Origin of the sequence: Microbacterium sp. SYP-A9085 (assembly GCF_009649635.1) — a bacterium.
Lineage (GTDB): Bacteria > Actinomycetota > Actinomycetes > Actinomycetales > Microbacteriaceae > Microbacterium.
This window is the reverse complement of sequence record NZ_WJII01000003.1, coordinates 266,976-286,211: the sequence shown is the minus strand read 5'-3', so window position 1 is coordinate 286,211 and position 19,236 is coordinate 266,976. Positions and strand designations below refer to the sequence as shown.

Here is a 19,236-nt window from a genome sequence, read left to right as displayed (position 1 = left end):
TCAACACCATCAACCCCGAAAAAACCTACTGGCGCAACACGATGAAAGCCCCAGGCCGATGGCCCGGGACTTCCAAAACGTGACATATGTCGCGACTCAGATGAGACCTATGACGCGACTCATCACAGAGCGGAGGATGGGGGATTCGAACCCCCGAGGGCTTGCACCCAACACGCTTTCCAAGCGTGCGCCATAGGCCACTAGGCGAATCCTCCTGGCGACCCGTCAGGGCCGCAGACCATCCTACCGGGTCGAGGTCGGTGTTCCCGACCGCGCATAGGCGCTGCCGGGGCGCACTATCAGCGACCGCGGGAACAGCAGCGCGCGCGTGCGGCGCCCCTTCGGCACGGCCAGGTACAGCGCGGCGCGCACGGCGGCGGCGCTGCCCGCGATCGACGCGTCGACCGCGGCATCCGGGCCCGGCAGAGCATACGCGGCCGCCTCCACCGCCGTCACGAGAGCTGCGGTCTCGTGGTCGGGAGCGCGGTGGTCGCGGACCAGCCGGGTGCCGAACGCGCGCGGAGACTCGGCGTCCGGCACCGGGATCGACAGGTCGATGGCGGCATCCCGCACCGAGGACCACGCCGCGATGGCGTCACCCGCCGTCGCGGCGGCCTGCCGACGGCGCCGACGCAGCTCCCCCAGCAGCGACGGCACCAGGAGCAGGACCACCACGGCGCCCGCTCCCATCGACCAGGGCAGCGGGTTGAACGCGCGCGCTGCGGCCGAACCGAGGTTCTCGTCGCCGGCGCGGAGGCCGCCCGGGTCCCGCAATGACGAGGGACTCGGACCGGATGTCGGTCCCGCCGACGGATCCTTCGGGGCGCCGGCGTTCCCGCCGCCCGCCGACGCGGAGATGAAGGCGGTCGGGTCGCCGAGGCTCTTCGTCGGCTCGAACCCGACCCAGCCGATCCCGGAGAAGTACACCTCCGGCCAGGCGTGCAGCTGCGAGCTCGACACGTTGTACGTCAGCCGCTCGCCCCGGGTCAGGCTCGTCGTGTCGGCGAGCCCCGGCAGGTAGCCGACCACGATGCGCGACGGCATCCCGAGCACCCGCGCCATCGTCGCGAACGCCGACGCGAAGTGGATGCAGTATCCCTTCTTCTCCTGCAGGAAGTCCGCGACCGACGACAGGCCGGAATTGTCGAAGCCCGACTGCGCCGGTGCCGTCAGCGAGTACGTGAACTCGGAGCCGCGGAACCACGCCTGCAGCGCGGTCAGGGCGTCATAGTCGGTGCGCGCCGCTGCCGTGACGGCCCGCGCGGTCTCCCTGATGATCGCGGGGACCTCCCCCGGCAGCGCGGTGTCCGCGGCACGGGTCCCGCGGGAGACGGATGCCTCCACCTGCTCGAGCGTCGGCCGCGGCACCTGCGCGATGACCTCGTACTCCGTCCCCGGGGACGTCGTCACGCCGTCCCCGACGACGGTGCGGTTTCCGCCCATCGCCTCCCAGCCGCCGCCAGCGCCCTTCACGGTCACCGCCGGATACGGCACCGGCAGATATCGTGCCCGCAGGCTGTCAACGTGGATCGTGGTGACGGTCTTCGCGACGTCGACGTCCGAGCCGGCGTCCAGCCCCCCGAAACTCGTGTCCGGGGTGAGCGGCGCCGACGCGAACACGTCCGGTTTCCATACCGCGCCCTCCAGCTTCGACAGCGTCGCCACGCGAAGATACGGCGCCGCCGTGCCATCCGTGTTCAGCGTCAACACGGTCACCGGATCCGGACGCCGCAGGTCGCGGCCGAGGTCCAGGCTCGCGTTGATCGTCGTGCCGCCGCCGAGCCCCGACCCCGCGCGCGGCGCCGGCTCGGGCAGCAGCGGCGTCGCGGCCACCGCCACGAGCATTGCGACCAGGCCGATCGACAGGGCTATCGCCGACGTGCTGCTCGGGGCGGACGGCACGGCCTGCGGCGGCCGGTACCGGGTGCGCGTCTCCGCCCGCAGCAGGAACAGGATCGCCGCGGCCAGCACGACGAACCCGATCACGTCGAACGGCGCGGGCACGGCCAGCGACGGGATGAGCGACACCGCCACCAGGGCTATCGCCGCGGCCAGCGGCATCCGGACCGTGATCGCGACATGGTCCACGATGATGGCGACCGCTCCGGCGGCGGCCACGATGCAGAACGTCAGCGCGGGACTGGCCTCCAGCGGCGCGATCCCGGTCTGGATCTCGTACATCGCCTTGTCCACCATGTCCGGCACCACGCGGATCGCGTGCAGGGTCGGGACGACGAACACTATCGCCGTGTCGCGCAGGAACATCACGGTGACCAGGGCTATCCACACGGCCGCTTCGACGAGGCCGACCGTCAGCGCCGGCAGCCGGTACCAGCGCGCCACGAACCCCGCCCCGAAGACCGCCGCGGTCACCACGAGGACCCCGCCGATCCACGGCCCCGGCACGATGACGTTCAGCAGCGGCACCATCGCCGCAAGCACCCCGGCCCACGCGCCGAGCGTCAGCGACAGCTGCGCCGCGGTGCGCCCGCGCCGCTCACGCGAGGCCATGATCCGCTCCCGCCGTGACGTCGGCCTGCGACACGCGCGCCCAGGCATCCCGCAGATCGACGTCCACGTCGATGGATGTCGCGTACCAGCCGGTCGCGACGGCGTGCGCGAGCGCGTCGTCGACGGGGTGCGCCGTCATCAGCACCGGGTGCGCGCTGTGCGAGGGAAGCACCGCCAGCGACTCGACGTCCGCCGCCTGCAACCGCCCGGTCACCAACACGAGCGGGCCGGTCGTCACCGACGACCACATCCGCGCAAGGCCTGCCAGGTCGGCGCTGCCGTGCGCGGTCACCGTCGCGAACCGGCCGAGCAGCACGGCCACCGCCGAGTGATCGCCGCCGGGCACCGTCTCGGACAGCGGATTGCCGTCCGCGTCGATGACCTGCACCGCGTAGCCGTCGCGCGCGAGCGCGTTCACGGCCGACACGCACGCGGTCACCGCCGCTTCGAAGCGCGGGTCGGCGCCGGTGCGGGTCGCGGCATCCGGTTCCCAGCGCGCCGCCGCGCAGTCCAGCACGACCGTCGCCTCCGGCGTGGATTCCTGCTCCTCCTGCCGGACCATCAGCGCGTTTCGGTGCGCGGTGGCGCGCCAGTGGATGCGGCGCATCGAGTCGCCCGGCGCGTACGGGCGCGCCACGAGGTTGTCCGAGCCCTGCCCGAGTCGCGTCGTGGTGGCGTGCAGCATCCCGCCGGTGGCCCCTGCGAAAGCGGTCAGCGGCGGCAGGTCGATGCACTCCGGGGTGACCATCAGCCGCGTGGTGTCGCCGATCTCGGCGGAGCGGCGGGCGATGCCGAACGGGTCGCGGATCGTCAGCTCCAGCGGGCCGACCCAGTGCACGCCGCGCCGGGCGGCCTCCACCTCGTAGACGAGGTCGACGGCGCGGTCGCCGCCACGCAGGCCGGAGCCGAGCGCGGGAAACCGTCCGTCGGAGCGGCCGGTCAGGCCTTCCGGTACGCGATCCACCCAGGTGCCCGGTGTGGTCGGCAGCGCCGTGCGCACCGCGACATGCACGGTCACGCGGGCGGTGCCGCCCACCGGGGTGGCCGCGGGCGACGACGAGCGCGACAGCTCGACATCCCGTCGCGTGATGTGCAGCGTGACCAGGCTCACGATCACGAGCGCTACGAGGAACACGCCGAAGCCGAGCAACTGCACGGAGCCGAGCTGGGCGGCCGCGACGAAGGAGGCCAGCGCCAGGATCGCCGCGGCGGTTCCGCGGACGGTCAGAGGCCAGGCCCGTCGCATGATCGCGTCACGACCCGGTCGACAGCGGCACCGGGACCGTCGCGATGAGGCGCTGCAGGACGGATGTCACGGTGTCCGGCGTGCCGCGACCGCGCACGCTCGTGGCCCGCGTCGGGATGAGCCGGTGGGCGAACACCGGCACCAGCAGGGCGGAGATGTCGTCGGGGATCACGAACGCCCGGCTGTCCAGGGCCGCCCACACCTTCGCCGCGCGGACCAGCTGCAGCGTCGCACGTGGGCTCGCGCCGAGCCGCAGGTCGGGGTGTGCGCGGGTGGCCTGCGCGAGCGAGACCGCGTACTGCTCCACGGGCGGCGACACGTGCACGCGGCGGGCCCAGGCGATCAGCTCCCGCACCCGTGCGGCGTCCACGACCGCGCGCAGGGATGTCAGCGGGTTGGCGGTGTCGCGCTCGCGCAGCATCTGCGCCTCGGCCGCGGGGTCCGGGTATCCCATCGAGATGCGCATCATGAAGCGGTCGCGCTGGGCCTCCGGCAGGGCGTACGTGCCCTCCATCTCGAGCGGGTTCTGTGTGGCCACCACGAGAAACGGGTCCGGGAGCGGATGGGTGTGGCCGTCGACCGTGACCTGCCCCTCTTCCATCGCCTCCAGCAGCGCCGACTGCGTCTTGGGGGAGGAGCGGTTTATCTCGTCGGCGATCACGATGTTCGCGAACACCGCCCCGGGCTTGAACTCGAACTCCCGGTCGACGGGGTTGAACACGCTCACGCCGGTGACGTCGCCGGGCAGCAGATCGGGCGTGAACTGGATCCGCCGCACCGTGGCATCCACCGTCGCCGCAAGCGCCCGCGCGAGCATCGTCTTGCCCACCCCGGGCACGTCCTCGATGAGCAGATGCCCCTCCGCCAGCAGCGTCACCAGCGCGCCGCGCACGGCCTCCGGCTTGCCGTCGATCACCCGCGAGACCTCGGTGGCGATGGCCGTGGTCAACTCCGCGAAGGCCGTCGGACTCATGCCCGCCGGCGCGGCGGTGGTGGATGTCGTCGTCTGCTCCATCGCGGCAGTCCTCCGGGATCCGGGTCGGCCGTCCTTGGCCGGTGTCCTCCGATCGTAGCCCGGTTGCCCGGGCCCCGTCCTGTGAGGGGACCGGGCATCTTCCGGATGCCGTTAGACTGGTGGGAGCTCTCCGCGAGGCGGCATCCAGGCCAACTCCCCCAGGACGGAAACGTAGCAAGGGTAACCAGGCTCTGCCGGGTTCGCGGAGAGTCTTTTCATGCCCGGACCTGGGCCTGTTGCGAGAACAGGCAATGGGGTCGAAACAGGCTGTTTCGAGCCGCAATCCGCCTGTTCTCGCCGCATCGCCTGTTCTGGGGACACGGCGACCGCGGCACGGCGCGGCGGCGTCAGTCCCGGCCGCGGTTGCGCCGCTGGGTGCGCCGCGGCGGCCGGCCGCCGGCGAACGAGAGCGCCGAGTCCACGACAAAGCCCTGGCGCAGCGCCTCGCGCCCCACCAGCATCCGGAAGCCCATCTCGTCGCGGTTCGACAGGGTGACTTCCGCCGTGATCGTCCGCCCGATCAGCACCACGTCCATCAGCACGACGTACCGCTCCTGCGCGTGCCCGGACGAGCTGCGCACGACCCGCACATCGTGGATGTCGCACTCGTGCACGACCTCGTCCTCGTCCGAGTCCTGCCACGGCCGCACCCCGAACCGCACACGGTCCGGTCCGCCGAGTCCGGGGATCGGCTGGATGTCGTACGCGTGCAGCGCCGACGAGCGCGCGCCGGTGTCGAGCTTCGCCTTGACCCAGGGCAGGCCGAGCCCGGGAAGGCCGACCCACTCGCGCCATCCAGCGATGATGCTTGGATGGGAATCGTGAGTCATTCGTCCATCTTGGCAGGAGCACGATGAAGCTTGCGATCCTCTCCCGCGCCCCCCACGCCTACTCCACCCAGCGGCTGAAGGCCGCCGCCGGGCAGCGCGGTCACGACGTGAAGGTCCTGAACACGCTGCGCTTCGCCATCGACCTGTCAAGCGACGAGCCCGACCTGTGGTTCCGGGGGCGGCCGCTGAGCGACTACGACGCGGCGCTGCCGCGCATCGGCAACTCGATCACGTACTTCGGCACGGCCGTGGTCCGTCAGTTCGAGCAGATGGATGTCTACACGCCGAACACCGCGAACGGCATCGTGAACGCGCGCGACAAGCTGCGCGCGAACCAGATCCTCTCCCGGCACAATATTGCGCTGCCGGCGACCGCGTTCGTGCGCAACCGCGCCGACGTGCGGCCCGCGATCGAGCGGGTCGGCGGCGCGCCGGTCGTGATCAAGCTCCTGGAGGGCACGCAGGGCATCGGCGTGATCCTCGCGCCGCAGGTGAAGGTCGCCGAGGCGATCATCGAGACGCTGCACTCGACGAAGCAGAACGTGCTGATCCAGAAGTTCATCGCGGAGAGCCGCGGGCGCGACATCCGCGCGCTCGTGGTCGGCGATCGCGTCGTGGCGGCGATGCGGCGGGTCGCCGCCGGAGACGAATTCCGCTCGAACGTGCACCGCGGCGGCAGCGTCGAACCGGTGGCGCTCGACCCGGCGTTCGAGCAGGCGGCGGTGCGCAGCGCCCAGATCATGGGGCTGCGCGTGGCCGGCGTCGACATGCTCGAGGGCGAGGACGGCCCGCTCGTGATGGAGGTGAACTCGTCGCCGGGCCTGCAGGGCATCGAGACGGCGACGAAGCTGGATGTCGCGGGCGCGATCATCGACTACATCGCCGACCAGGTCGCGTTCCCCGAGATCGACGTGCGGCAGCGGCTCACGGTCTCCACAGGGTACGGCGTCGCGGAGCTGCTCGTGCACGCGGATGCCGGGCTCGTCGGCCAGTCGCTCGGGGCATCCGGGCTGTGGGAGCGGGACATCACCGTGCTCACCCTGCATCGCGGCACCACCGTCATCCCCAATCCCCGCAAGGGCGTGATGCTCGAGGCGGGCGACCGACTGCTGTGCTTCGGCAAGCTCGAGGAGATGCGCACGATGATCCCCGAGCGCCGGCGGCGCCGGCAGCGCGTGCGCAAGCTCCCGAAGGAGCCGATCCCCGAGGGCTGAGCGCCGGCGGTGCCAGAGTCTGCCTAGGCTGGATCCGTGGCGCAGAGCATCTTCATCACGTCCGCGGAGGGCCACTCCGGAAAGTCCACCATCGCACTGGGGGTGCTCGACGCCATGAGCCACGCCACCCCCCGGGTCGGCGTGTTCCGGTCGATCGCCCGCTCCACGCTCGAGCGCGACTACGTCCTCGAGATGCTGCTCGAGCACGACGGCGTCGACCTCGGCTACGACGAGTGCATCGGCGTCACGTACGACGACGTCCGCGCAGACCCCGAGGGCGCGCTGAGCGTGATCGTCGAGCGGTACAAGGCCGTCGAGGCGCGGTGCGACGCCGTTGTCGTGCTCGGCAGTGACTTCACGGATGTCGGCAGCCCCGCCGAGCTCGGCTACAACGCCCGGATCGCGGCGAACCTCGGCGCCCCGGTGCTGCTCGTGCTCGGCGGGCGCTCGCAGCAGGGCCTGGGCGAGCAGCTCGGCAAGACGCAGGCGCGCACCCCCGAGCAGATGGGGCAGATGGCGGCGCTCGCGCTCGCCGAGCTTGCGCACGGCCGTGCTGAGCTCCTCGCCGTCGTCGCGAACCGCACCGATCCCGACGCGCTGGCGGCCACGATCGGCGCCATAGACCACGTCGTGCAGGCATCCTCGGTGCGCAGCGGCGCCGCTCGGCCGTCGGCGACGCCCCGCATCCCGGTCTGGGCGCTGCCCGAAGACCGCTTCCTCGTGGCCCCGTCGATGCGCGGCGTGATGCGGTCGCTGGACGCGACGCTGCTCAAGGGCGACGGGCAGCTCCTCACGCGCGAGGTGCTGGATGTCGTGGTGGCCGGGATGTCGATGGTCAACGTCCTGCCGCGCCTGGAGGAGGGGGCGGTCGTCGTGGTCGCCGCCGACCGCGCCGACGTTCTCCTCGCCACTCTGCTGGCCAACGCATCCGGAACGTTCCCGTCGCTGGCGGGCATCGTGTTGAACGGCCCGTTCGACCTGCCCGATTCCGTGGAGCGGCTTATCGACGGACTCGGCTCGTCCCTGCCCATCATCACCACCGGATTCGGCACGTACGAGACGGCGCTGCGCATCATGCGCACCCGGGGGCGGCTGGGGGCCGACTCGCAGCGCCGCTACGACACCGCTCTCGCGCTGTTCGAGCAGCACATCGACATCGGCGAGCTGACGACCGCCCTGGGTCTTGCCCGCTCCCGCGTGGTCACACCGCTGATGTTCGGCTACCAGCTCATCGAGCGCGCCCGCATGGACCGCCGGCGCATAGTCCTGCCCGAGGGCGGGGACGACCGCGTGCTCCGCGCGGCGGCGACGGTCCTGGCCCGCGGGATCGCCGACATCACTATCCTCGGCGAGCCGTCCGAGGTGCGTGCCCGCGCGATCGAGCTGGGCATCGACATCCAGGCCGCCGACATCCTCAGCCCCTTCGACCCGGCCCACGTGGAGCGGTTCGCCCGCGAGTACGAACGGTTGCGCGCCCACAAGGGCGTGACGTACGACCGCGCCGCCGACACGGTCACCGACGTGTCGTATTTCGGCACGATGATGGTGCACCTGGGCATGGCCGACGGCATGGTCTCCGGGGCCGCGCACACGACCGCGCACACGATCCGGCCCGCGTTCGAGATCATCAAGACGAAGCCCGGCGTCTCCGTCGTCTCCAGCGTGTTCCTGATGGCGCTCGCCGACCGGGTCCTCGTCTACGGCGACTGCGCGGTCATCCCCGATCCGACGGCGGAGCAGCTCGCCGACATCGCCGTCTCCTCCGCCGCCACCGCCCGCCAGTTCGGCATCGAGCCGCGGGTGGCGATGCTGTCCTATTCCACCGGTGAGTCGGGGGCCGGAGCGGATGTCGAGAAGGTGCGCGCGGCGACCGCGATCGTGCGGGAGCGCGCCCCCGAGCTGCCGGTGGAGGGGCCGATCCAGTACGACGCGGCTGCCGACGCCGCGGTCGCCGCCGCGAAAATGCCCGGCTCTGAGGTGGCGGGGCGGGCCACCGTGTTCGTGTTCCCGGACCTGAACACCGGCAACAACACGTACAAGGCCGTGCAGCGCTCGGCCGGGGCGGTCGCGATAGGACCGGTGCTGCAGGGACTCGGCAGGCCGATCAACGACCTTTCGCGCGGCGCCGCCGTCGACGACATCGTCAACACGATCGCCATCACGGCGATCCAGGCACAGGGAACGCAGGCAGCGTGAGCATCGTCCTCGTCGTCAACAGCGGGTCCAGTTCGTTCAAGTACCAGCTGCTGGACATGGATCACGAGCACGTCCTCGCGACCGGACTCGTGGAGCGGATCGGGCAGCCGGTCGGCGTGTGCCGGCACACCGTGCACGGCCCGTACGCCGCGCCGGGCACCGCGATCCCCACGGTGCTGGATGCCACGAGCGAGCGCGAGCTGCCGATCCCCGACCACTTCGCGGGGTTCGCCGCGATGCTCGACGCGTTCGCGCGGAGCGGGCCGAGCCTTGCCGAGAACCCTCCCGTCGCCGTGGGCCACCGTGTCGTGCACGGCGGCGCGCGGTTCTTCGAGCCGACGCTGATCACGCCCCTGGTCGAGATAAACATCGAAGACCTCGCGGTGCTCGCCCCCCTGCACAACCCGGCGAACCTCGCCGGGATCGTCGCGGCGCGCCGGGCGTTCGGCGACATCCCGCACGTGGCTGTGTTCGACACCGCGTTCCACCAGACGCTGTCCGCCCCGGCCTATACGTACGCGATCGACGCGGAGCTGGCCGCGCACCACCGCATCCGCCGGTACGGCTTCCACGGGACATCCCACAAATTCGTCTCCCAGGCCGCCGCCGCGTTCCTTGACCGCCCGACGACCCAGCTGAAGCAGATCATCTTCCACCTCGGCAACGGCGCGTCGGTCACCGCGGTGGACGGGGGCCGCTCGGTCGAGACGTCGATGGGGTTCACCCCGCTCGAGGGCCTCGTCATGGGCACGCGGTCCGGCGACATCGACCCTGCCGTGCTGTTCCAACTCGCCCGCCGGGCGGCGCTGGATGTCGAGCAGCTGGACGACCTGCTCAACAAGCGCAGCGGCCTGAAGGGGCTCACCGGCTTCTCGGACATGCGCGACGTGCTGGCCGGGCGTGCCCGCGGCGAGGCCGCGGCATCCCTTGCCTTCGACGTGTACGTGCACCGGTTGCGCGCCTATGCGGGCGCGTACATCGCGCAGCTCGGCGGCGTGGACGTCATCTCGTTCACCGCGGGCGTCGGCGAGAACGCCGCCGAGGTGCGCGCCGCGGCGATGGCCACGCTCGGCTTTGCAGGGGTCGAGATCGATCCGCAGCGCAACGCGGCGCGCGGGCGCGGCATCCGCGTCATCTCGACGGATGCCTCCGAGGTCACCGTGCTCGTGGTGCCGACGAACGAGGAGCTCGAGATAGCCCGGCAGACCCTCGCGGTGACGCAGGCGTAACCCGCACCCGCATTCCGCGAGGCATCCCTGAACTTCCCGAGGCATCCCTGAACTTCCCGAGGCATCCCTGAACTTCCCGAGGCATCCCTGAACTTCCCGAGGCATCCCTGAACTTCCCGAGGCATCCCTGAACTTCCCGAGGCTTCCCTGAACTTCCCGAGGCATCCCTGGAGTCAAGCAATGCGGACCTCGCGGATTTGGGGGCTGCCTCGCGGATTTAGGGGATGCCTCGCGGATTTGGGGGATGTCTCGCGAAGTTCAGGGATGTCTCGCGGATTTAGGGGATGTCTCGCGGGGAGCATGCGGTGCGGGGGGTGGGGCGACCTGCTGCCGCCGACTCGTTACCCTGGAACCACGGCGACGAAAGGGTGTGCGGTGACGGATCTGCGCGCATACGATGCCGTCCTGTTCGACCTGGACGGTGTGCTCACCCCGACCGCGCAGGTGCACATGCACGCCTGGCAGCGGCTGTTCGACCGGCTCTTCGCCGACTGGGGGATCACGCCGGCCTACACCGACCGCGACTACTTCGAGCACGTCGACGGCAAGAAGCGGTATGACGGGGTGGCCGCCGTGCTGCGCTCGCGCTCGGTCGAGGTGAAGTGGGGCGACCCGGCCGACCCGCCGGAGAAGGACACCGTCTGCGGCATCGGCAACCGCAAGAACGCGTACTTCGAACAGGCGCTGCGCGCCGACGGCATCGCCCCGTACCCCGGTTCGCTGCGGCTGCTCGACCGGCTGCGGGACGCGGGGACCCCGGTCGCCGTCGTGTCCAGCTCGAAGAACGCAGACGAGGTGCTGCGCAGCGCCGGGATCCGTGACCGGTTCACCGTCGTCGTCGACGGCGTCGTGGCCGAGCGCGAGCACATGGCGTCCAAGCCCGCCCCGGACATGTTCACCTCCGCCGCGCGGATGCTCGGCGTCGACCCCGCTCGCTCCGCGGCGGTGGAGGATGCCATCAGCGGCGTCCGCTCGGCGGCGGCCGGCGGCTTCGCCCTCGTCGTCGGCGTCGACCGCGGCGTCGGGGCGGCGGCGCTCACGCAGGCCGGAGCATCCCTCGTCGTCGAGGATCTCGGCGACCTGGTCGAACCCTCGTCCGACGGTTTCTAGACTCGACGGAGCGCATCCGCCCGGAAGGACCAGCATGATCGATCGCGACCGCTACCCCATCGACCCGTGGCGTCTGGTGGAGACCACCTTCGAGCTCGCCGACGCCGGCGTCTCGGAGTCCCTGTTCGCCGTGGGCAACGGCTACCTGGGCATGCGCGGGAACCATCCCGAGGGGCGGCACGCCCACGAGCAGGGCACATTCATCGGCGGGTTCCACGAGACGTTCCCGATCCATCACGCCGAGCAGGCGTACGGATTCGCCGAGGTCGGGCAGAGCATCATCAACGCGCCCGACGCGAAGGTCATGCGCGTCTACGTCGACGACGAGCCGCTGACGCTGGACGACGCCGACATCCGCGACTACGAGCGCGAGCTCGACTTCCGCGACGGCGTGCTGCGCCGGAGCCTGGTGTGGGTCACCCCCAGTGGCAAGAGCGTGCAGGTCGACTACACGCGGCTGGTGTCGTTCGACGAGCGCCACCTCGCGGTGATGAGCGTCGAGGTGACGGTGCTGGACTCCGACGCCCCGGTCTCCATCAGCTGCCAGATCGTGAACCGCCAGGACGGCGAGGACGTCTACGGCGGCACCCCGATCGCCCCCCGCCGGGCCGGGTTCGACCCGCGCCGCGCCGCACGCTTCGCGGAACGGGTGCTACAACCGCAGGAGTACTGGCAGGACAAGAACCGGTCGACCCTGAGTTATCGGGTCAGCCAGTCCGGGATGACGCTCGCCGTCGTCGCGGACCACATCATCGAGACCGAGAACCCGTACACGATGCGCACGCTCGTCGAGCCGGACATCGCGAAGAACATCTTCCGGGTGCAGGCGAAGGCCGGCGTCCCGGTGAAGGTCGTCAAGCTCGTCAGCTACCACACCGCCCCGGCCGGCGTTCCCGCGCGCGAGCTCGTCGACCGCTGCCGCCGGAGCCTGGATCGGGCGATGGATGACGGTGTCGCGACCCTCTTCGTCCGGCAGCGGGCGTGGATGGACGCGTTCTGGGAGCGCTCGGATGTGCGCATCGGCGGCCGTGACGACCTGCAGCAGGCGGTGCGCTGGTGCCTGTTCCACCTCGCGCAGGCGGCTGCCCGGGCCGACGGCAAGGGCATCGGCGCGAAGGGGGTCACCGGGTCCGGGTACTCGGGGCACTACTTCTGGGACACCGAGATCTACGTCCTCCCGTTCCTCGCGTACACGACGCCGCAGTGGGCGCTGAACGCGCTGCGGATGCGGGTGCTCATGCTGCCCGCGGCCCGTCGCCGCGCTCATCAGCTCACCGAGGCGGGGGCCCTGTACCCGTGGCGGACCATCAACGGTGAAGAGGCATCCGCGTACTACGCCGCCGGGACGGCGCAGTACCACATCAATGCCGACGTCTGCTACGCGCTCGCCAAGTACGTGCGCGCCACCGGCGATGTGGACTTCCTGTACCGCGACGGCGTCGACATCGCGGTGGAGACCGCGCGGCTGTGGGCGACGCTGGGGTTCTGGCGCTCGCACGACGGCGTCGAGGAGTTCCACATCCACGGCGTCACCGGCCCCGACGAGTACACGACCGTCGTGAACGACAACCTCTTCACGAACGTGATGGCGCGCTTCAACCTCCGCTTCGCCGCGCAGACGGTGCGGGCGATGGCGACGCTCGACGGTGACGTGTACCGCCGCATGGTGGACCGTCTGGACCTCGATCCCACCGAGCCGGACTCGTGGGAGCGGGCGGCCGAGTGCATGCACATCCCGTACAGTCCGCAGCTGGGCATCCACCCGCAGGACGAGGTCTTCCTCGAGAAGGAGGTGTGGGACCTGGAGCGGACGCCCCCCGAACAGCGTCCGCTGCTGCTGCACTTCCACCCCCTGGTGATCTACCGCTACCAGGTGCTCAAGCAGGCCGACGTCGTGCTGGCCCTGTTCCTGCAGGGCAACGAGTTCTCCGCCGAGGAGAAGCTCGCCGATTTCGAGTACTACGACCCACTGACCACCGGGGACTCGACGCTGTCGGCCGTGGTGCAGGCGATCCTCGCGGCCGAGGTGGGATACCAGGACCTGGCGCTGGACTACTTCGAGCACGCGCTTTTCGTCGATCTCGGCGACCTGCACCGCAACGCCGCCGACGGCGTGCATGTGGCATCGGCCGGCGGCGTGTGGACGGCGCTGGTCTCCGGGTTCGGCGGGATGCGGGACCACACCGGCGAGCTCGCGTTCGACCCGCGCCTGCCGGCGACGTGGGATGAGCTGGAATACGTGATCCAGTGGCACGGCACATCGCTGCGGGTCACGCTCCGCTCCGACGCGATGACGATGCGGGCGGGGGAGGGGCGACCGGTCTCGTTCACGGTACGGGGCGCCCGCTACACGGTGGAGCCCGGCGGCTCCGTCACGGTGCCCCTCGAAGATCAGGGTCCATCCATCGCCGGCCGGCCCACGCTGCGCGAGCTCATCGGCGAACGCCGTGAGGATGGCACGCTCCTGTCGGCATCCGTCCCGACGTCGGTCACCACGACGATCCCGGTGATCGCCACCGGGGAGGTGCCGGTGATCGACCCGGTGGGCGCTCTTCGGGGCCCGGGATGACGGGTCGGGCGTTCGCGGGACCGCCGAACGGGCACGGCATCCTGCCGCTGCCCGACGTCGTGGCCACACCGTAGGCTGGACGCGTGACCACCGCCCTGTATCGCCGCTACCGGCCCGAGACGTTCGCGGAGATGATCGGGCAGGCGCAGGTGACCGAGCCCCTGATGACCGCGCTGCGCGGTGATCGCGTCGGCCACGCCTATCTCTTCTCGGGTCCTCGCGGGTGCGGCAAGACGACCTCCGCGCGCATCCTCGCGCGGTGCCTGAACTGCGCCCAGGGGCCCACGGACACGCCGTGCGGCACGTGCGACAGCTGCATCGAGCTCGGCCGCGGCGGGGGCGGGTCGCTGGATGTCGTGGAGATCGACGCGGCATCCCACAACGGCGTCGACGATGCCCGCGACCTGCGCGAGCGGGCCGTGTTCGCGCCGGCCCGCGACCGCTTCAAGATCTTCATCCTCGACGAGGCGCACATGGTCACGCCGCAGGGGTTCAACGCGCTGCTCAAGCTCGTCGAGGAGCCGCCCGATCACGTCAAGTTCATCTTCGCGACGACCGAACCCGAAAAGGTCATCGGGACGATCCGCTCGCGCACGCATCACTACCCGTTCCGGCTCGTCGCGCCGGCGGCGATGCTCGAGTACGTCGAGCAGCTGTGCGCCCAGGAGGGCGTTCGGGTCGAGCCGGGCGTGCTGCCGCTCGTCGTGCGCGCCGGCGGCGGCTCGCCGCGCGACACCCTGTCGGTGCTCGACCAGCTGATCGCCGGCTCCGAGGACTCCGCCGTGACATACGCGCGGGCCGTCGCGCTGCTCGGCTACACCCCCGCGGAGCTGCTGGACGAGGTCGTCGACGCGTTCGGGGGCCAGGATGCCGCGGCCGCGTTCGCGGCCATCGACCGTGTGGTGCAGACCGGCCAGGATCCGCGCCGCTTCGTGGACGACCTGCTGGAGCGGCTGCGCGACCTCATCGTCGTGGCCGCGACCGGCGACGGGGCCGCGGCAGTGCTGCGCGGCATTCCCGCCGAGGAGCTCGAGCGGATGTCGCGCCAGGCCGCCGTGTTCGGCGCGCACCGGCTCTCGCGCATCGCGGACATCGTCGTGGCGGCCCTCGACGAGATGACCGGCGCGACCTCGCCGCGCCTGCAGCTCGAGCTCATGGTCGCGCGCGTTCTCGCTCGTGGCGCCGCGGCGGAATCGCACCTCGCCGCTGTCGCGCCTGCCATGCCGCAGCCCGCCGCCGCGCCCGCCGCGCCTGCGCCCGCAACGCCGCAGCCCTCCGCCGTCACCGCCGCGCCGCAGCCCGACGCCGCGCCAGCCACGCCGCAGCCCGTCACCGCCACGCCGCAGCCCGACGCCGCGCCGGCTCCGGTCGCTGAGCGAGGACCGCAGCCGCACGACGAAGCGCCCGCTCCGGCCGCGCCCGCGGAGCCGCGCGGGGCCCCCGCCGGTCCCGTGACGCTCGAGCGGATCGAGCACGCCTGGCCCGACATCCTCGTCATGCTCGAGGGCATCGACCGCACGTCGTGGCTTGTCGCGACGACCGCCCGGGTCGCCGATTTCGCGGGTGACGTGCTCACGCTGAGCTTCGGCAGTGCGACCGACGTCGCGAAGTTCAAGAAGCTGCAGGCCGGCAAGGGCCCGAGCGAGGACCTGCGCCAGGCGATCCAGACGGTGCTCGGCGTCCGCGTGAAGTACATCGCGCGGCACGGCGGCGGCCCCGCAGGCCCCGCCGGCGGGCACGGCGACGGTCCGGCGCCGCCGGACGCCGACCCCGCCCCTGACCCGGCACCCCAGGTCGCCGCCGCAGATCCCGCATCGGCACCCCGTACCGCCTCGCCGGCCGCCGGTGCACCGCCGGCGGCACCGGTCACGGACTGGGCCGTCGTGGCGATCCCGCAGGGCTCGCCCTCGGACGAGTCGCCCGCGCCGCTGGCCGTCGACGACGAGCCGGAGGATGCGGCATCCGCCGCCATCCGGACCGCGACACTCGCCCCGCCCCGGGAAGGGGACGTGCTGCCCGCCCGGGATGTCCAGACATCGGCGGCGCCCGACGAGGACGACCCCGACGAGACCGACCTGGACATCGCCGACGTCCCCGTGGTCGCCACCCCGCTGCCCGCGTCCAGTGTCCGGGGCGGCGGCGTGGAGCGGGTGGGCGAGGCCGTCGTCCGCCAGATCCTCGGTGCACGGTTCGTGCGCGAGGAGCCGTACGAGTCGCCTACGAGGTTCCAGTAGCCCATGTACGACGGCATCGTTCAGGACCTCATCGACGAGTTCGGCCGCCTGCCCGGCATCGGCCCGAAGTCGGCGCAGCGCATCACGTTCCACATCCTGCAGACCCCCGGCTTCGACGTCGCCCGCCTCGCGACGCTGCTCGGCGAAGTGCGCGAACGGGTGCGCTTCTGCGAGGTCTGCGGCAACGTCTCCGAGCAGGACCGCTGCGCCATCTGCCGCGACCCGCGCCGCAACCAGACGCTCATCTGCGTCGTCGAGGACGCGAAGGACGTCGCCGCCATCGAGCGCACGCGCGAGTTCCGCGGCCTGTATCACGTGCTCGGCGGCGCCATCAGCCCGATCGCGGGCATCGGGCCCGACGAACTGCGCATCGCGCAGCTGATGCAGCGGCTGGCGGACGGGACCGTGCAGGAGGTGATCCTCGCCACGAACCCCAACCTGGAGGGCGAGGCCACCGCGACGTATCTGTCGCGCCTGCTGCACACGCTGAAGATCACCGTGACGCGCCTGGCGTCCGGGCTCCCCGTGGGCGGCGACCTGGAGTACGCCGACGAGGTCACGCTCGGGCGCGCGTTCGAGGGTCGGCGGTCGATGTGAGAATGCACGGATGAGTGCAAAAGGCTGGTGGCTGTTCGCCGCGATGGCGCTGCTGTGGGGCGTGCCGTACCTGTTCATCAGTGAGGCGGTGGCGTCGTTCTCGCCCGCCGCGGTCGTATCCGGGCGCACACTCGTGGGTGCTCTGCTTCTGCTGCCGCTCGCCCTGCACCGGAAGGCGCTCCGGCCGGCGCTGCGGAAGTGGCCGTGGGTGCTGGCGTTCGCCGCGATCGAGATGGGCGGCCCGTTCTTCCTGCTCAGCCACGCCGAGCAGACCGTCCCGTCGGGACTGACCGGCCTGCTCGTGGCGACCGTGCCCCTGTGGGCAACCGTGATCGGGTTCGTGATCGGCAGCCATCGCACTGTCGGGGTCATGAAGATCGTCGGCCTGCTCGTCGGCTTCGGCGGCGTCGGCGTCGTCGTCGCCGGCCAGGGACTTGCGGTGACGGACGCGGCATCCACTCTCATCGCGGTATCCGAGGTGCTGCTGACGGCGGTGATGTATGCGATAGCGCCGTTCATCGTGGCGGCGAAGCTCAACGACGTGCCCTCGCTGGGTTCGATCACGCTGGCCCTGGCCGCGGTCGGGCTCGTCTACCTGCCGATCGCGCTGGCCACCCAGCATGAGCTGCCGACGCTGCGCAGCACGGTGTCCCTGGCCGCGCTCGCCGTGCTGTGCACCGCCATAGCGTTCATCGCGTTCTTCGCGCTGATCGCGGAGGTCGGCCCGGTGACTGCGCCCCTGTTCACGTACGTGAACCCGGTCGTGGCGATAGCGCTGGGCACCGTCATCCTCAGCGAGCAGCTCACCCCGTGGCTGCTGCTGGGATTCCCTCTCGTGCTGGTGGGTTGCTGGGTGGCGGCCACCGGCGGATGGATACGGCGCCGTGGTCGCGCCGCCCCCGCGGAGGTCGTGCCGGGAGCCGTCGTCGAGGCGGCCGATCTCGCGGTCCCATCCACGAAGACATCCACGGACACTGGCGACCGGCGGGCCTGACGCGTCACATGGCCGGGCCCGCATCGGCGGATCCGTAAGATGGATGCCAGGCGCGGCATCCGCGCCGCAGTCCAGAGCGCGGGAGTTCGAACGTGGCGCTGATCGTCCAGAAGTACGGCGGATCGTCGGTCGCCGACGCCGAGGGCATCAAGCGGGTCGCGAAGCGCATCGTCGACAACCGCCGCGCCGGCAACGACGTCGTCGTGGCTGTCAGCGCGATGGGCGACACGACCGACGAGCTGCTGGAACTTGCTTCCGAGGTCGCCCCAATCCCCGCCCCGCGCGAGCTCGACATGCTGCTCTCGTCCGGGGAGCGCATCTCGATGGCGCTGCTGGCGATGGCCATTCACTCGATGGGGTTCGAGGCCCGCTCGTTCACCGGCAGCCAGGCCGGGATGATCACCGACGCCCGGCACGGCGCCGCCCGCATCGTCGACGTCACGCCCGTGCGGTTGCGCGAGGCGCTGGACGAGGGCGCGATAGTGATCGTCGCCGGGTTCCAGGGCTTCAACCGCGACACCCGCGACATCACCACGCTCGGCCGCGGCGGGTCGGACACCACTGCCGTCGCACTGGCGGCGGCCCTGGATGCCGACGTCTGCGAGATCTACAGCGACGTCGACGGCGTCTTCACGGCCGATCCCCGCGTGGTGCCGAAGGCCCGCAAGCTCGACGTGATCTCCAGCGAGGAGATGCTCGAGCTCGCCGCGAATGGCGCAAAGGTCCTGTATATCCGCGCCGTGGAATACGCCCGCCGGCACGGCGTCGTGATCCATGCGCGTTCCACATTCAGCTCCGCGGAAGGCACTCTCGTCGTGGACGAGAGCCGCCGCGCCGAGCTTTCCGCCGCCTTCCCGCAGCTCAAGGGGGACCATATGGAAGAGCCCGTCGTCGCGGGGGTCGCCACCGACCTCAGCCAGGCGAAGATCACCGTCCTGGGCGTGCCGGACGTTCCCGGCAAGGCGGCGGAGATCTTCAAGATCGTCGCGCGCTCCGGCGCGAACGTCGACATGATCGTGCAGAACATCTCGGCGGCCGCCACCGGCCGCACCGACATCTCGTTCACGCTGCCCAAGGCCGACGCCGCGACAGCGCTGCGGGCGCTCGCGGCCCACCAGTCCGACGTCGGCTTCGAGAGCCTCGTGCACGACGACCAGATCGGCAAGCTCTCCGTGGTCGGGGCGGGCATGCGCACGAACTCCGGCGTCTCGGCGACGCTGTTCGAGGCGCTGAGCGCGGCCGGCATCAACATCGAGATGATCTCGACATCCGAGATCCGGATCTCGGTGGTGCTGCGCGGCGACGATCTCGGCGAGGCGGCGCGCGCGGTGCACACGGCGTTCGGCCTCGACGGCGAGGTGGACGCCACCGTCTACGCCGGCACCGGCCGCTGACCCGCGAACCCCCGCAATCTGGCGGTGTGGCGCAGGCCGCGCGGGTAGACTCAGCGAAACCCTGCGACGCCGCATCCCGAACCGCCTCGTGCGCTTC

Annotated in this window: 13 protein-coding genes, 1 tRNA gene and 1 other RNA gene; 10 read left to right on the top strand and 5 right to left on the bottom strand. The window is 71.2% G+C overall.

Annotation, left to right across the window (positions count from 1 at the left end):
* Positions 1–130: 130 nt before the first annotated feature.
* The 4 genes from GH740_RS09115 to GH740_RS09100 form a co-directional block, all read right to left on the bottom strand.
* Positions 131–215: transfer RNA gene (locus tag GH740_RS09115), tRNA-Ser, on the bottom strand.
* Between the two features lie 28 nt (positions 216–243).
* Entirely contained in the window at positions 244–2,511 is a 2,268-nt protein-coding gene (locus tag GH740_RS09110; RefSeq protein ID WP_153745767.1) for a DUF3488 and transglutaminase-like domain-containing protein, read from the bottom strand.
* Positions 2,498–3,757 carry a DUF58 domain-containing protein gene (locus GH740_RS09105; RefSeq protein WP_153745766.1) on the bottom strand — a complete coding sequence of 420 codons (1,260 nt, stop codon included), beginning with the start codon at positions 3,755–3,757 and terminating at the stop codon, positions 2,498–2,500. Before GH740_RS09105 ends, GH740_RS09110 begins: the two co-directional genes overlap by 14 nt.
* Before the next feature lie 7 nt (positions 3,758–3,764).
* Positions 3,765–4,730, bottom strand: a complete 966-nt coding sequence (locus tag GH740_RS09100) for a MoxR family ATPase (RefSeq protein WP_153745824.1) — start codon at positions 4,728–4,730, stop codon at positions 3,765–3,767.
* Between the two features lie 163 nt (positions 4,731–4,893).
* On the opposite strand from GH740_RS09100, the gene ffs reads away from it, so the two are divergent.
* Positions 4,894–4,990, top strand: an RNA gene (gene ffs, locus GH740_RS09095) — signal recognition particle sRNA small type.
* A gap of 129 nt (positions 4,991–5,119) precedes the next feature.
* Here ffs and GH740_RS09090 read toward each other — a convergent pair.
* Entirely contained in the window at positions 5,120–5,602 is a 483-nt protein-coding gene (locus GH740_RS09090; protein WP_153745765.1) for a RimK/LysX family protein, read from the bottom strand.
* A gap of 23 nt (positions 5,603–5,625) precedes the next feature.
* Here GH740_RS09090 and GH740_RS09085 point away from each other — a divergent pair, with 23 nt between their 5' ends.
* From GH740_RS09085 to GH740_RS09045, 9 genes are all read left to right on the top strand, one after another.
* Positions 5,626–6,816 (top strand): RimK family alpha-L-glutamate ligase, encoded by a 1,191-nt coding sequence (locus tag GH740_RS09085; protein WP_153745764.1) that lies wholly within the window; start codon positions 5,626–5,628, stop codon positions 6,814–6,816.
* Between the two features lie 36 nt (positions 6,817–6,852).
* Positions 6,853–9,012 carry a phosphate acetyltransferase gene (pta, locus tag GH740_RS09080; RefSeq protein WP_367641250.1) on the top strand — a complete coding sequence of 720 codons (2,160 nt, stop codon included), beginning with the start codon at positions 6,853–6,855 and terminating at the stop codon, positions 9,010–9,012.
* Complete coding sequence (locus GH740_RS09075) at positions 9,009–10,241, top strand: acetate/propionate family kinase (protein WP_367641249.1); 1,233 nt, start codon at positions 9,009–9,011, stop codon at positions 10,239–10,241. Before pta ends, GH740_RS09075 begins: the two co-directional genes overlap by 4 nt.
* Positions 10,242–10,616: 375 nt before the next feature.
* On the top strand, positions 10,617–11,351 hold the full coding sequence (locus GH740_RS09070; RefSeq protein ID WP_367641246.1) for an HAD family hydrolase: 735 nt from the start codon (positions 10,617–10,619) through the stop codon (positions 11,349–11,351).
* A gap of 34 nt (positions 11,352–11,385) precedes the next feature.
* Positions 11,386–13,920, top strand: coding sequence for a glycoside hydrolase family 65 protein (locus GH740_RS09065; RefSeq protein ID WP_153745762.1), 2,535 nt, complete (start codon positions 11,386–11,388; stop codon positions 13,918–13,920).
* A gap of 83 nt (positions 13,921–14,003) precedes the next feature.
* Positions 14,004–16,154: a DNA polymerase III subunit gamma and tau gene (locus tag GH740_RS09060; protein ID WP_367641244.1), complete on the top strand. Its 2,151-nt coding sequence runs from the start codon at positions 14,004–14,006 to the stop codon at positions 16,152–16,154.
* 3 nt (positions 16,155–16,157) lie between these two features.
* On the top strand, positions 16,158–16,751 hold the full coding sequence (recR, locus tag GH740_RS09055; protein WP_153745761.1) for a recombination mediator RecR: 594 nt from the start codon (positions 16,158–16,160) through the stop codon (positions 16,749–16,751).
* A gap of 10 nt (positions 16,752–16,761) precedes the next feature.
* The gene (locus GH740_RS09050; RefSeq protein WP_153745760.1) at positions 16,762–17,745 is read left to right on the top strand and encodes a DMT family transporter; all 984 of its coding nucleotides are present in this window, start codon (positions 16,762–16,764) and stop codon (positions 17,743–17,745) included.
* Positions 17,746–17,837: 92 nt separating this feature from the next.
* A complete protein-coding gene (locus GH740_RS09045) occupies positions 17,838–19,139 on the top strand; it encodes an aspartate kinase (protein WP_367641241.1) in 1,302 nt (433 codons plus the stop codon).
* Positions 19,140–19,236 lie beyond the last annotated feature (97 nt).

What these genes read in the sequence shown, in the direction of transcription:
- recR (WP_153745761.1), top strand. Translation starts at nt 16,158, where the DNA reads ATGTACGACGGCATCGTTCAGGACCTCATCGACGAGTTCGGCCGCCTG.
- GH740_RS09110 (WP_153745767.1), bottom strand. Translation starts at nt 2,511, where the DNA reads ATGGCCTCGCGTGAGCGGCGCGGGCGCACCGCGGCGCAGCTGTCGCTG.
- GH740_RS09105 (WP_153745766.1), bottom strand. Translation starts at nt 3,757, where the DNA reads ATGCGACGGGCCTGGCCTCTGACCGTCCGCGGAACCGCCGCGGCGATC.
- GH740_RS09090 (WP_153745765.1), bottom strand. Translation starts at nt 5,602, where the DNA reads ATGACTCACGATTCCCATCCAAGCATCATCGCTGGATGGCGCGAGTGG.
- GH740_RS09100 (WP_153745824.1), bottom strand. Translation starts at nt 4,730, where the DNA reads ATGAGTCCGACGGCCTTCGCGGAGTTGACCACGGCCATCGCCACCGAG.
- GH740_RS09085 (WP_153745764.1), top strand. Translation starts at nt 5,626, where the DNA reads ATGAAGCTTGCGATCCTCTCCCGCGCCCCCCACGCCTACTCCACCCAG.
- GH740_RS09050 (WP_153745760.1), top strand. Translation starts at nt 16,762, where the DNA reads ATGAGTGCAAAAGGCTGGTGGCTGTTCGCCGCGATGGCGCTGCTGTGG.
- GH740_RS09065 (WP_153745762.1), top strand. Translation starts at nt 11,386, where the DNA reads ATGATCGATCGCGACCGCTACCCCATCGACCCGTGGCGTCTGGTGGAG.